Origin of the sequence: Leptolyngbya sp. Cla-17 (assembly GCF_016807185.1) — a bacterium.
Taxonomy (GTDB): domain Bacteria; phylum Cyanobacteriota; class Cyanobacteriia; order Leptolyngbyales; family Leptolyngbyaceae; genus ULC077BIN1.
This window is the reverse complement of record NZ_JAEVYN010000002.1, coordinates 1,644,154-1,657,870: the sequence shown is the minus strand read 5'-3', so window position 1 is coordinate 1,657,870 and position 13,717 is coordinate 1,644,154. Positions and strand designations below refer to the sequence as shown.

General features: G+C 50.5%; 10 protein-coding genes. 4 read left to right on the top strand and 6 right to left on the bottom strand.

Annotated features, from left to right (window positions below):
• Nucleotides 1-78: 78 nt before the first annotated feature.
• Complete coding sequence (codB, locus tag JOY44_RS18765; protein ID WP_171575099.1) at nucleotides 79-1,377, bottom strand: cytosine permease; 1,299 nt, start codon at nucleotides 1,375-1,377, stop codon at nucleotides 79-81.
• A 140-nt stretch (nucleotides 1,378-1,517) separates the two neighbouring features.
• Entirely contained in the window at nucleotides 1,518-3,530 is a 2,013-nt protein-coding gene (locus JOY44_RS18760; RefSeq protein WP_281063313.1) for an amylo-alpha-1,6-glucosidase, read from the bottom strand.
• A gap of 219 nt (nucleotides 3,531-3,749) precedes the next feature.
• Here JOY44_RS18760 and JOY44_RS18755 point away from each other — a divergent pair, with 219 nt between their 5' ends.
• Together JOY44_RS18755 and JOY44_RS18750 are read left to right on the top strand one after the other, a co-directional pair.
• A complete protein-coding gene (locus JOY44_RS18755) occupies nucleotides 3,750-4,952 on the top strand; it encodes an argininosuccinate synthase (RefSeq protein ID WP_171575098.1) in 1,203 nt (400 codons plus the stop codon).
• A 1-nt stretch (nucleotide 4,953) separates the two neighbouring features.
• Nucleotides 4,954-5,610 (top strand): HAD-IA family hydrolase, encoded by a 657-nt coding sequence (locus JOY44_RS18750; RefSeq protein ID WP_171575097.1) that lies wholly within the window; start codon nucleotides 4,954-4,956, stop codon nucleotides 5,608-5,610.
• Between the two features lie 60 nt (nucleotides 5,611-5,670).
• Here JOY44_RS18750 and JOY44_RS18745 read toward each other — a convergent pair whose 3' ends face one another.
• The gene (locus JOY44_RS18745) at nucleotides 5,671-6,945 is read right to left on the bottom strand and encodes an aminotransferase class I/II-fold pyridoxal phosphate-dependent enzyme (RefSeq protein WP_171575096.1); all 1,275 of its coding nucleotides are present in this window, start codon (nucleotides 6,943-6,945) and stop codon (nucleotides 5,671-5,673) included.
• A 468-nt stretch (nucleotides 6,946-7,413) separates the two neighbouring features.
• Here JOY44_RS18745 and JOY44_RS18740 point away from each other — a divergent pair, with 468 nt between their 5' ends.
• Together JOY44_RS18740 and JOY44_RS18735 are read left to right on the top strand one after the other, a co-directional pair.
• Nucleotides 7,414-8,532: a lipase family protein gene (locus JOY44_RS18740; RefSeq protein WP_171575095.1), complete on the top strand. Its 1,119-nt coding sequence runs from the start codon at nucleotides 7,414-7,416 to the stop codon at nucleotides 8,530-8,532.
• A 190-nt stretch (nucleotides 8,533-8,722) separates the two neighbouring features.
• Entirely contained in the window at nucleotides 8,723-9,118 is a 396-nt protein-coding gene (locus tag JOY44_RS18735) for a hypothetical protein (protein WP_171575094.1), read from the top strand.
• 38 nt (nucleotides 9,119-9,156) lie between these two features.
• Here the strand turns inward: JOY44_RS18735 and JOY44_RS18730 are convergent, their stop codons facing one another.
• The 3 genes from JOY44_RS18730 to ureC form a co-directional block, all read right to left on the bottom strand.
• On the bottom strand, nucleotides 9,157-10,878 hold the full coding sequence (locus tag JOY44_RS18730) for a tetratricopeptide repeat protein (RefSeq protein ID WP_415881128.1): 1,722 nt from the start codon (nucleotides 10,876-10,878) through the stop codon (nucleotides 9,157-9,159).
• Nucleotides 10,879-10,980: 102 nt separating this feature from the next.
• Nucleotides 10,981-11,451 (bottom strand): hypothetical protein, encoded by a 471-nt coding sequence (locus JOY44_RS18725; RefSeq protein ID WP_171575092.1) that lies wholly within the window; start codon nucleotides 11,449-11,451, stop codon nucleotides 10,981-10,983.
• A gap of 445 nt (nucleotides 11,452-11,896) precedes the next feature.
• Entirely contained in the window at nucleotides 11,897-13,606 is a 1,710-nt protein-coding gene (ureC, locus tag JOY44_RS18720) for an urease subunit alpha (protein WP_171575091.1), read from the bottom strand.
• Nucleotides 13,607-13,717: the final 111 nt, after the last annotated feature.

Sequence of the window (13,717 nt, the reverse complement as noted above, 5' to 3'; positions counted from 1 at the left end):
GATTTTTGAGACCCTCCCGTACTGCTTTTGCTAAGGCATTTCTAATGCAACCGCGATTTACATTTCGTTCAACGATCGCTACTTGATTGTTCCACTGCTGCGATTATTCGGTATTAGCTTAGTCAGAAGAAAGTAAAGAACTGCGGCAGCAATGATGCCGTTGATTGGCTTAATGCCAGACGAGTAATAGGCGATCGCAGAGGCTACGATATAGGCGGTAATGCCAGACCAGTTAAAAGCAGGCTGTGGCTCGTCTAACGCCGGAAACTGTCCGCGTCGGTATAACCAGTAATCTGCCATCACCACCCCACCAATCGGCGGAATGAACGTTCCCAACAAAATTAAGAAGTTGATGAACTGTTTGCTTTCATAGATTCCACCCAAAGTCAGTACAAAGGCGATCGTGGCACCAATTAAAACGAAGAATGTGCGCTTTTGGGTGCGGAACATATGGCAAAATGCGATCGAGAACGCATAGATAGTATTGTCCTGAGTGCTCCACATATTGAGGAATAGCAGGATAAATCCAGGAATCAAAAGTCCCTGCTTTGCCATGACTGACACCATGTCAAAGTCCTGATAAACCAAAGCGCAGAAAGCACCCCCAAAAACAACAAAACCGTTGGCAATGAAGAAAGCCGCTAAGGTTCCTAAAGTTGCCGTTCGAGGCGAGTCTGCAAACCGACTCCAGTTAGTGGCTTGAGTTGCACCAGAGATGAATGTGCCAACGATAATAGTTAGGGCGGCACCGACACCCATTTGTGTGGTCGGTTGAATGGCTTGAGCGCCCGCAAAGCCGCCTGCCTGACCCACTGAGATCGATAGACTCCACAGCATCAAAATAATAATTGCAGGAACGGCGATGCGGCTATACCAATCCATGGCTCGATAGCCAATGTAGGCAGTAATGCAAAAGAAATACGTGAAAAATAGGATGATCAGCCAGTTCCAAGATTGTGGTACACCTGCCAGCTTATTCAGCAAATCCGCGATCAGCCCTGATCCCCAAGCATACCAGCCGATTTGGGTAAAACCGAGAATAAAATCTACCCAGCGAGACCCCACGCTGCCAAAGCTAAATCGCGCCATCAATACTGTAGAAAGTCCAGTTTTGGAAGCAATGTAGCCCAGTGCTGCGGCGTAGCCGCCGAGAATCAGGTTGCCCACCACTAACAGCCCGATCAAGTCAGGAAAAAAACGGAAGGCTGGACCAACTAATCCACCCGCAAAAAATGTCCCAGAGTAAAGCGTGAAGCCTAACAGCATAAACGCCATTGACAGCAGCGATCGCCTTGCTTCTGAGGGAACAGCCGTTAATGGATAGTCTTCGTTTGCTTGCGATTGAGCAACGGCTTGCGAATCATTGACCACACTCATCTTCCAGGCCTCCTTGATGAATTAGCTGATCGATGGAATGTATTCTGAGCCAGAAGCTCCGCAATAAACCGTGTTCTAAGCAACCGTCTAAATAGAGATTTTAGATGGATGAGTAGGCAAACGAAGGGAGTTTGTAGAACTTAGCTAGAAACCGGCTCTGTGGCAATCCAGGCTCGGAGGATTTCGGCAACTGTCCAAGCTTGAGCAATGCAGCCGCGCGGTTGCATGGGGGCATCTCCATCACAAATTTCGCCCAGGCTGCCAACGCCATAGTCAATCAGGTGATTCATCATCGGTTCTAAAAACTCACGCGCTTGAGCAGGGTTGTTGTAAACCCGCAAATGCGCGATCGCAAAGGGTCCCAATAGCCATTCCCATACAGTGCCTTGATGATAGGCTCCATCCCGCTGAATGGGAGAGCCACGATAGGTGCCTTGATAGCTGGGATGATTGGGAGCCAGCGATCGCAGCCCGTGAGAGGTGAGTAATGTTTGGGCGCAAGTATCCACTACACCTTTTTGTTGAGCCGCCGTGAGTGGACTTTCGGGGAGGGAAACGGCAAAAATCTGGTTGGGGCGCAGGGAGTCATCATCGCCCTCTGGACTATCAAGCAGATCGTAGCAGTATCCCAAATCAGCGATCCAGAAGCGGCTAAATCGGGCAAGGGCGCGATCCGCGATCGCCTCATATTCCTGATGGGGTTTGCCGACGCGACGCGCTAATTTTGCGATTGTTCGCAGCGCGTTGTACCAGAGAGCATTCACCTCCACAGGCTTGCCAATTCGGGGCGTGACGACCCAATCGCCTACCTTTGCATCCATCCAAGTGAGTTGCACCCCCGCTTCTCCGGCATACAGTAAGCCATCCGCTGGATCAAGGTGAATGTTGAAGCGAGTGCCGCGACAGTGCCAATCGATAATATCTGCCAAGACAGGAAAGAGTTCTTGAACCAGATCATCATCTTCGGTATCGGCATAGTAAGCGCGCAGGGCTTCAAAGTACCATAGGGTCGCATCTACCGTGTTGTATTCTGGCAGTTCTCCCGCATCAGGAAAACGGTTAGGAATCATGCCCTGATCGGCGTAGCGGGCGTAAGTTCGCAGGATGGAGCGGGCAATTTCAGGTTGCCCAGTGGCGAGGGTCAGTCCCGGCAGGCTAATCATGGTATCTCGACCCCAATCGCTAAACCAGGGATAGCCTGCAATTACGGTTTTTCCATGAGGATCTGCGGGAGATGAACGGTTAACGATAAATTGATCGGCTGCTAGCACTAACCGATTAGTAATGGCATCTTTAGATTCAACCGCACGGTTAGAGCGCCACAATCCCAGTAGTTTGCTGTCATGAATGCGGCGATTTTTGAGAGCAATTTCCCCATTCAGATCGGGCTTGCGTTCAGTGCTAGCTGCGATCGTTAAAGACTCGCCGACTGCCAAAGTCGCGTGCAGAGTTGCGACATGGAGATGATCTTCGCGATCGCCCAATCCCCGTTCTCGCTCCAGGGCTAGATCAAAGCCATAATACCAATCATGGGTAGGAGTCACCTCAGCGCGATCGCTCAGCAGTGTCAGTTGAGTGGCTTCGGGAAACGCCGCCACGCATATCCCGTGATCTAAGGGCACCACCGTCATCTGCCACCCCCCTCGCTGAGTTCGACTGTGATGGTCTCGGTAATTGACCAGCGCCTTAAGCACTAGCTTCAAAGGTTGTGACGCACGAAGCACCTGATATTGCACATAGGTCGTATTCGCCCCCATCTGCATCCAAATCCGTTTTTCAATCAGCGCATCGGCACAGGCATATCGCCAAGTCGGAATCGAGCCTTCCAATGCAAAGCGTTCAATCTGACGAAACCCTTGCGGTTCTACAGAGCCACCCGTCCACCGATTTGTATGAAGTGGATAGTAACGAGACTCATCTTGATTAGTTCCACTACTATATTGCACCGTTTCGTCTAGCTTCGTCAGCATCAGCGTTCGCCCTACGGGTGGATTCAGCGCCGCCACCAGCAAGCCGTGATAACAGCGGGTCAGTATTCCTGCCACGGTGCCCGATGCATATCCGCCAATGCCATTGGTCACCAGCCACTCCCGCGACTCTGCCAAATCTAGCCGTCCGCAGATTTCTCGCCCAAATTGAAGTTCCATCGGCATGATGCCTTCTCCGTGCACTCAACCGCCCATCCTAAACTATCGCCCGTCCCGATTATCCGCAAATTAGAACTTCAAGAAGAATTATAGGAAGGAGCCAAGAGAAAAGAGCCGAAATATCAACCTTGCTTCCGCTTTTTACCAATTTGTACCTTCTCTAACAAGAAAAAGTGTACATTCACTGGATAATGGTTCAGTTGTTTCGGTAAGCCTAGAAAGAACATGGGTCGCGCTAATAAAGTTGTGCTGGCATACTCCGGCGGAGTTGATACTTCGGTGTGCATTCCTTACCTAAAGCAGGAGTGGGGCGTAGAAGAGGTGATTACGCTAGCGGCGGATTTGGGACAGGAATCTGACATGGAGCCAGTCCGCGAAAAGGCTCTTAAGTCGGGCGCTTTAGAGTCTTTGGTGATTAATGCGACCGAGAGCTTTGTGAAGGATTATGCGTTTCCAGCAATTCAAGCCAATGCGCTGTACGAGAATCGCTATCCGCTATCCACGGCGCTGGCTCGTCCTCTAATTGCAAAACTGCTGGTAGATGCAGCCGAAAAATATGGTGCGGATGCAGTGGCTCATGGCTGCACAGGCAAAGGGAATGACCAGGTGCGGTTTGATGTTTCGATCGCGGCGCTCAATCCAAACCTGAAGGTGCTCACTCCAGCGCGGGAATGGGGCATGAGCCGGGAAGAAACGATCGCTTACGGTGAACGGTTTGGCATTCCGTCACCCGTGAAAAAATCGTCGCCCTATAGTATTGATGAAAACCTGTTGGGACGGGCGGTGGAAGCTGGCATACTGGAAGATCCCTGGATTGAAGCACCAGAAGATGTTTATACGATGACGACGGCGATCGCCAACACGCCCAACGAGCCAGAATATATAGAAATTGGCTTTGAAAAAGGCATTCCCGTTAGTATCAACGGCGCAACACCTGACGCGATCGCTTTGATTACCCAACTGAACGAAATGGCTGGCAAGCACGGTGTAGGTCGGCTTGACATGATCGAAAACCGCCTGGTAGGAATTAAATCGCGCGAGATTTATGAAACGCCTGCGATGTTGTTGCTGATTGATGCCCACCGTGACTTGGAAAGCTTAACGCTGACGGCGGATGTCGCTCAATATAAGCGCGGTATTGAGCAAACCTACACCCAACTCGTCTATAACGGGCTTTGGTACAGCCCCCTCAAAGATGCGTTAGATGCGTTTGTGCTAAGCACTCAAGAGCGGGTGACTGGAACGGTGCGGGTGAAGCTGTTTAAGGGAACCCATAGTGTGGTGGGGCGCAAGTCTGCTCACTCGCTGTATACACCTGATTTGGCAACCTACGGCAAAGAGGATGTCTTTGACCATCAGGCGGCGAAAGGGTTCGTCTATGTGTGGGGTTTGCCGACTCGCGTTTGGGCAGAAACAGGACGTAAGTAACATGAGCGATAGCCCCTCGGTCATCTTTTTAGATGCAGTGGGAACGCTGTTTGGGGTGCAGGGCAGCGTCGGTGAGCAATACGCCAAAGTGGCCGGTCGTTTTGGCGTAGATCTTCCTGCTGAAGCACTAAACCAGGCATTCTTTAAAAGCTTTCAGGCGTCGGGTTCTCCGGCTTTTCCGGCGTGCGATTCCTCGGAGCTAAAAGCTAAAGAATATGCCTGGTGGTTTGACATCGCGGTGGAAACCTTTCAGCACGTCGATGCCCTGCACCAATTTTCTGATTTTGAGGCGTTTTTTGCAGAGTTGTTTGCCTATTTTGCCGCGATTGACCCGTGGCAAGTGTATCCCGATGCGCCCATCGCCCTGAAACGCTGGCAGCAATTAGGCATTTCCCTTGGTGTTCTTTCTAATTTCGATTCCCGAATTTATTCAGTTCTGCAAGGGTTAAATCTAATGGATTTTTTTGAATCCATCACCATTTCAACTGAAGCCGGCACCGCTAAGCCAGACTCTCGAATTTTTGAGGTGGCATTGCACAAACACAAGTGCCAACCGCAAGACGCTTGGCATATTGGCGATAGTTTTACAGAAGACTATCAGGCAGCACAGAACGCCGGGTTGCGGGGCATCTGGCTGAGAAGAGCAAAGGGAACATAAAAAACCCTCTCCCTAGCTAAGAAGAAGGTCAAAGCAGAAAACAGGTTTTTAAGCACAGCTTTAAGCGCTGATGGTTGGCTCGTAGAGTAAATCGCGGGCTTTTGCCATGGTGGTCGCTAAACGATCCATTTCTTCGCGAGTATGCAAAGCGTTGACGGTAATCCGGACGCGGGGCTTGGCGATGAACCAAATAGGCGAAACCCAAACGCCATACTCCAATAGTTCTCTGGCGTAGATTTTAGGGTTAATTTCCGGGGGCAGCATGACGGGCACTACATTCGTTTCACCGATCGCCAGAAAATCGTGGGCTTTGAGACGCGATCGCAGATATTGCGTGTTCTCCTGCAACCGGGTCACCCGTTCAGGCTGATCGCGCACAATCCGAATGCATTGCAAAGCAGCAGCAGTCAGCGGTGGAGCTAAAGAGCAAGTGCCAATGGAGGTCGGCGATACACTCAGTAGGGGTTTGAGTTCTGCAATGTGGGTGCTGATTGCTGCTCCTACGGATGCACCAAACTTTGAAAACGTTGTCATAATCAGCGGAATCACCCCGCGATTGATCGCATCTTGGGGCTTTAAATTGAAATACTCATAAATGCCGCGTCCAGTGGCACCCAGCGCTCCGGTAGCATGGGCTTCATCCATGACCAATACGCTACCGGGATAGTTTGACAGTACGTCAATCATTTCGGGTAAAGGCGCAATATCGCCGTCCATGGAAAACACCGCATCGGAGACGACCATGATGCGATCGCCGGGACGAACATACCGCTGCAACTTACGAGCCAAATCCTGGACATCGCAATGGCGATAGGCGCGCACCCGCACCCGTGGGCTATGTCCAAACAGTTTTCCAGAGCGGGTTCCGGCATTGGCGATCGCTGAGACAATACAGCCGTGGTTCAGAACATCAGTCAAAATCAGCGTTTCGCGAGTGTGCTGAAAGCCTGGGACAGGAATTGCTAAGTGGCAGAAGGCATCCATCAATGCCTGCATTGCCATCCACGCATTCAAAAATAGCTGCGTGTGGGGTAAATGCTTAAAGGCAGACACTTCATCTTCTAACTGACGGTGTAAATCAATTCGACCGCTGAGAACTGAGCAGGAACTATTAGAAGTTCCATACTGCAAAATGGAGTCGATCGCCGCTTGTTTAACCGACTCGTCTTGAGTTAATCCCAAAACATCATTGGTGCAAAAGGTTAACACTACTTGGCGTTTGCCTGTAGCGTTCTCAATTTCAACCATATTTCCGTTTTTGCGATGGCAAATGTATTCATCAGGGTCAAGCCCGCTTTCATACCATCGTTGAACGTATTCTTTTACAACTTGCACAATAAACTCCTCTCACCTTTCTAGATAGCCTACCGCCTCTAGCTGAATAGTATAAGTTTCTCTGTCAATTACTTCTATGTACACCTATGCACTGTAGATGCTTAGAGATTGTCTGAAACTTGCTGTGCAGTTTGATTCTAACGCCCTCAATCGAAGTTTCAAGGTAGGTTCATCCACTATCCTGCACTTGAATAAAAGACGGCTGCGATCGCTTTTTGTGCCTACTCAGATAGAGCATTTTGGAAATTACTAGATGCTTGCAATAGATTACCGCAATCCCTAAGTGAGGAATGTATATCCTGATCAATGAAGTTAGAAGCTAAGGGACAGGAGCTAGGCAACAGAAGGGAAAGACAGAAAAACAACTCAAAACTCCGCACCCCAATTTACTACGTATTCCTACATTTGCTCTTGCACAACCTGGGTGAAGGAAGGATGATTTGGGAGGTAATTTTTTCCTGTGCAAGCATGACTAAGCTAACTCGGCGGAAGGTGTTGCTAACTGGATTGGCAGCGGGTACTGCAAGCGCGATCGCGACTCAACAGCATTCCATCCAAGCAGCTGAACCTCCTACACCTAACAAGAACAACGGAGAACCAAAAGGACCACCCGCATTATTTGATTATGATGGCGATCCGAATAGTCCTCCTAAAGTTGAAGATGGCTTAGTGCAGCCGACTGTTCCCTACGATCGCACCCTATCCAAGCTGATGATTCAGTGTTGTGATATTGCTTACGATCAATATGCGGCTGGCATCGCAAACCCTGCCTATGATGGCTCAATCAAATCTCTGAAAAGCTATACGCCTCTGTTGGATGGCTATACTGAGGTTGCAGCCTTTAAAGCACAGGAAGAACTACTAGGATTATCGCTTCAGGGCACTGTGATTCCTAAAATTTTGCAGCAATTGCCCCTCGACGCAATCGAACGCCAACTGCCTCAGGAAATTCGCGACAGACTTCCCAGAGCATTGCAGCGAGTCGCTAACCCTAGAAGTGTCTATTTGGGCTTTGCCTTAACCTCTAAACAGGGCAACATCATTGTGTTTCGCGGTTCTCAAACCTCTGATGACTGGATTTCTAATCTTCAAGTTAGACAAGTGGACTATGTGCAAGCGGGTGCAAAGGCTGCCAAAGTTCACAGAGGATTTCAGTCGTTTTATACCAATGTGCAAACGCAAGTGCAGGCGGCAGCCAAACTGTTGAATCCTGCCGCACCTTGCTACCTAACCGGGCATAGTTTGGGGGCTGCCCTCGCGACCTTTGCCGCTTCGGATTTATCAAGCTCTAGGATGAAACCCCAATTGCGGCTCTATACTTATGCATCTCCCAGGGTGGGCAATCTTGCATTTGCTGAATTTCTGAGTGGGGCAGTTCCTAATATGTATCGGATTTTCAACCTGGCGGATTCCGTGCCAGCAGTGCCTCCTTCTAAAACCCAAAATTCAGATTTTCGCCATGTTGGGCAAAACTGGTCTTTTCTCTATTACACCGGCGATGTTGCACCCAATCACTTTACTAGTGTGTATCGGGCGGCGATCGCCAAACAAGTGGAAACCAACATGCTGCCAGACTTCCCTGTGTGACTTTGGGTAAATCGGTCTAAAAACCGGGAGGTCGCAACTTTGGCTTTATCTCTCTTTTTGGGGATGTGAGTTATGGCAGAACAGAAAACACTGAAGAGGCACCGAACTTACTGAGGCTGTCAACCATGAATCAGTTAGAAACTATTGCGATCGCGGGCATTATCAGGTCTACTGGGGGGCGGTGGGCTTCATGAATTCAGCGACGGCGCAATCCTGCACAGCGTTGGCAGTTGTAGATGGTAAGGGAACTCAGGCGCAAAAATCAGTCTCCCCTCCAGGTACTGGCATCACTCGGAACAACTGGAGTACGGATTTTGTGGTGCCCAGCAGCCAAAGTTTTAGGCGTTATGTTGTTCGCATTGTGCCTAAAAATGGGGGTGAATATGATATTGCCATGTTTCTAAAATACAATAACGACACCGCAGATAAGGCTTTCGTGCGGACTCTGAAGCTACCCGAAGGCAAGCCTTACAACATTCAGGGGCCAGCGAGGCCTAATGCCACGCCTTATCAGGTAAATGCCAGCGTGGGTGGATTACGGGCGATCGGCAATACCTACACCGTTTCAGCGTTGGGCTGTTACTAAACAAGACCACTGGATAAAACAACCGCCTTGCCATCCAGTCATTCCTGATTCTGCATTTGTAATTGCTGAATGAGTTTCTGCGTCAGCGGATGCTCCGATAGCTGCGCCGTTTGCCCCGCCTGAATCACTTGCTGCAACAAGAACCGGAAGTTTTGCCGCCCCGTTTGGGTATTGGGATGGTTGTCTCCCAGTTTCTCGACCAGGATTGCCAGCGCTCTGAGGTACAGCGGTTCTGCCTCGCTGGTGCGTCCTTGGGATTTGTAGAGTAATGTCAGATTGTTGAGGCTGGTGGCGACATCGGGATGGTCTGCGCCCAACTGCTGTTCCCTGATTGCCAGTGCTCTGAGGAACAGCGGTTCTGCCTCGCTGGTGCGTCCTTGGGATTCGTAGAGTCCTGCCAGATTGTTGAGGCTGGTGGCGACATCGGGATGGTCTGCGCCCAACTGCTGTTCATAGATTGCTAGCGCTCTGAGGTACAGCGGTTCTGCCTCGCTGTAGCGTCCTTGGGATTGGTAGAGTCCTGCCAGATTGTTGAGGCTGGTGGCGACATGGGGATGCTCTGCTCCTAATCTGGTTTCTGCGATTTCTAAACTGTGTTGATACCAGGGTAGTGCCTCGGCGTAGGCTGCCTGTCCTTCATAGAACTGAGCAATTCGGGTAGAGGGTTTAATTACATCAGCATCGGTGAGCCAGGGATGGAGAGTGTCGGCGACTTCCTTCAGGTGGGGAATGACCGGGGCAAATTGCTCAATCTGCGATCGGGTTGGGTTTATTGGCATCTGATCTGCCACAGCTGACATCACCCGGCAGAATGCTTGCTTCATCTCTTCATCTACTGCCATTTCCGCCCGTTTTGCCGCAAAAAACTCGCGCAGCAGTTGGTGCAGTTGGTACGTGCCTTGTCCGGTGCGTACCAGCAGATGTAGGGAGACCAGCGACTCATCCCGCCGATCTTCTAACGCTTCTGGGTCTTCCTCCGGTAAACACGCTTCTACCAACGTCCAGGGAATCTCTGCCAGGGCAAACAGACTCAGCAATGCTGTCAACTGTTGCGCTAGCTCATCCAACACGTCCCAACTCAATTCAAAAGCGGCGGTGACTCCCAGAATTGCGGGCATTTCCGGGACGGCATCTTTCAGCGCTTTCGCGTTCAGCTTTTTGTCCTGCAAGCGTTGCCACAGGGTTGCCAACGATGTATCCGGTTTTCGCGCCAGATATCGCCCGACCAACTCCAAGCCCAGTGGCAAGTAGCCCAACCACTGACAAATTCGCTTGGCTTCATCAATTTGCTGGTCGATTCGTCCATCAAAAACGATCGCCCTTAGCAACTCGATCGCCTTCTCCTCCGACAGCACCTTGATTTCAAAATCCTGTACGGGCGATTGCAACCGCCAGCGAGTGGTCAGCAAAATTTTGAAGCGCGGGTCTACTGGCAGCAGCGGTTTGATGGCACCATAATTCTGGACATCATCCAAAATCACCAGCGTTTTCGCGTCTTGCCAGTTGCGCCAGTAAAACTTCACCTTCTCTGCCAGTTCAAAATCATCGTGTGGTTGCGGCATCGGCAGCGATCGGGCAAACAGCACAATTTGCGTTGCCACGTCTTCCCGTGCTTTTAACCAAACCACGCCACCCGGATAGGTTTTCTGCGCCAAATGTTCCCATGCATACTGCACTGCCAATTCGGTCTTGCCAATCCCGCCCATGCCAGAGATTGCCGAAATTGCCACAGCATTCTCTCCCTGCAATACCTTGTGCAGATCGATTAATTCCTGCTCTCGTCCAACGAAAATATCCGTGCCGCGTTGGTCAAGATTGTGTGTGGAGTTTAACTTTGCCTGTTCCCGTTCAGGCGGCTCCAGTCAATCTGTCGGCTTTACACCGTGGTAGTTGTGCGTTGTGAAAGTAATCGGTGAATCCTTAATCCCTTGAAGAATCGGTCCTTCAGTCCCGATATTTTGAAACCCGTCCCGCGCATTCTGCTGGACATTCTCCGCATTCACATCATCCATCTGCACGAGCACCTGATGGATTTCCTGAGCGATCGGCTGCACCATACCCACAAATTCAGGATTCTCCATTTCCTTTTGCAGGTAGTCCTGGATTTGCTTTAGTTCTGGCTCCGAACCTTTAGCTGCTGCTTCTAAAACCTTCTCGGTTCCTGGTTTGCCCTTAAAGCAGCGATTCCATACCGCCTGTCCCAACTTTTGAATCGGTGCAGATGCCGCTTCTGATACCTTTTCGCCCAGTTTACTCCCCATGCCTTCGTAGAGTTTATCTAAAATAATTTTTGCGATCGGGGTCGCCAACGCCAGGGTAATGACTTCCAGCATAAATTTATGGGTAATGAAAGAAAACTATCTCTGTTGTAGCCTCCGAAGTATAAATTTTCCACCCGATTTCAGGTTACTTTTGGAGATTTCGATCTGGAATTCTCGATCTAACTGGAAATTTGAGATTTGATTTGGCAACAGTCTTGCCCAAAACTAGAACTGTCTTGCTTAAAACCAAACTGTCGTAGTTCAGGATAGGAAAACTCCTGTTTGAAACCGCAACGGTCTCATTTGTAACCGGAACGTTTTAGCTTAAAACAAGAACTGTGTCGTTTCAACCAGAAACCAGCTCACTTAAAACAGGAGTGTTTTCACTTGAAACAAGACGATTGCTGTTTCAACCCGCATTATTCCTATTTGAAACAGGAATCGTCCTACCTGAAACAGGAACGTTCTCACTGAAAACAAAAACGTTCCCGCTTTAAACAAGAACGTTAACCATGAATTAAAACAGGAAGTAGCGCTGTGCCATGGGGAGGATGGTGGCGGGTTCGCAGGTGAGCAGTTGCCCATCGGCACGGACTTCATAGGTTTCGGGATTTACTTCCATGTGGGGTAGCGCATCGTTGAGCTTCATGTCGCGCTTGGTCAGTTGGCGAATGTTGGAAACCGCGATCGCTTTTTTCTGCAAGCCCAGTTCATCAGGAATCCCTTTTTTGAGCGCCGCTTTGGACACAAAGGTGAGGGACGTGTGGGCGATCGCGCCGCCATAGCTAGCAAACATGGGGCGCATATGCACGGGTTGGGGCGTGGGAATGCTGGCGTTGGCATCGCCCATTTGCGCCCAGGCAATCATGCCGCCTTTGATCACCATTTCGGGTTTAACGCCAAACATGGCAGGTCGCCAGAGGCAAAGATCGGCGAGTTTGCCCACTTCTACGGAGCCCACATGGTCAGCGATGCCGTGAGCGATCGCGGGATTAATTGTGTACTTGGCGATATAGCGTTTGGCGCGGAAGTTGTCGTTGCGGCTGGAATCTTCTGAGAGGTTGCCCCGCTGCACTTTCATTTTGTGCCCAGTTTGCCAGGTGCGGATAATTACTTCGCCGATGCGCCCCATTGCCTGAGAGTCAGAGGAGATCATGCTGAACGCACCGAGATCATGCAAAATGTCTTCGGCGGCAATAGTTTCGCGACGAATCCGGGATTCGGCAAAGGCAACGTCTTCCGCGATCGCCGGGTCGAGGTGATGGCAGACCATCAACATATCCAGGTGTTCGTCCAACGTGTTAATTGTGTAAGGACGGGTGGGATTGGTGGAAGAAGGCAATACATTCGCCTGACCGCAAACTTTGATGATGTCGGGCGCGTGTCCGCCGCCTGCGCCTTCGGTGTGATAGGTGTGGATCACACGATTTTTGAAAGCGGCGATCGTATCTTCCACAAAGCCAGATTCATTCAGCGTATCGGTGTGGATAGCAACTTGCACATCATACTCATCGGCAACGCTAAGGCAAGTGTCGATCGCCGCTGGAGTCGTGCCCCAATCCTCATGCAGCTTCAATCCCATCGCCCCCGCTTCTACCTGTTCCACAAGTCCTTCTGGTTTGCCGCTGTTGCCTTTACCCAAAAAGCCTAGATTCATCGGAAAGGCATCGGCAGCCTGCAACATCCGATGCATATACCAGGGTCCCGGTGTGCAGGTGGTGGCGTTGGTGCCTGCTGCCGGTCCGGTGCCGCCGCCAATCATGGTGGTAATGCCAGCAGCGATCGCCACTTCAATTTGTTGAGGACAGATGAAGTGAATGTGAGTATCAATGCCGCCCGCTGTCAGAATCATTCCCTCTCCGGCGATCGCCTCGGTGCCGGGACCAATAATAATCGTCACATTGTCCTGAATATGAGGATTTCCCGCTTTGCCGATCGCGTGAATTTTGCCATCTTTAATCCCCACATCGGCTTTGACAACGCCCCACCAATCCAGGATGAGCGCGTTGGTAATCACCGCATCTACCGCCCCATCTGCATTGGTGATTGGCGACTGTCCCATGCCTTCCCGAATCACCTTACCGCCACCAAACTTCACCTCATCGCCGTAAGTGGTGTAGTCTTGCTCCACTTCGATGATTAACTCCGTGTCGGCGAGCCGGACGCGATCGCCCACGGTTGGTCCAAAGGTTTCCGCATAGGCGCGGCGATTCATCCGATAGCTCATGGAGTGCCCTAATTCAATATAGAAAAATTTGTAGCCGTTTAGTTGTACCAGAATCGTCGCGGAAAATACTAATGCGATCGCAATTTGATTACATCGCTGTCAAAGCGCTCA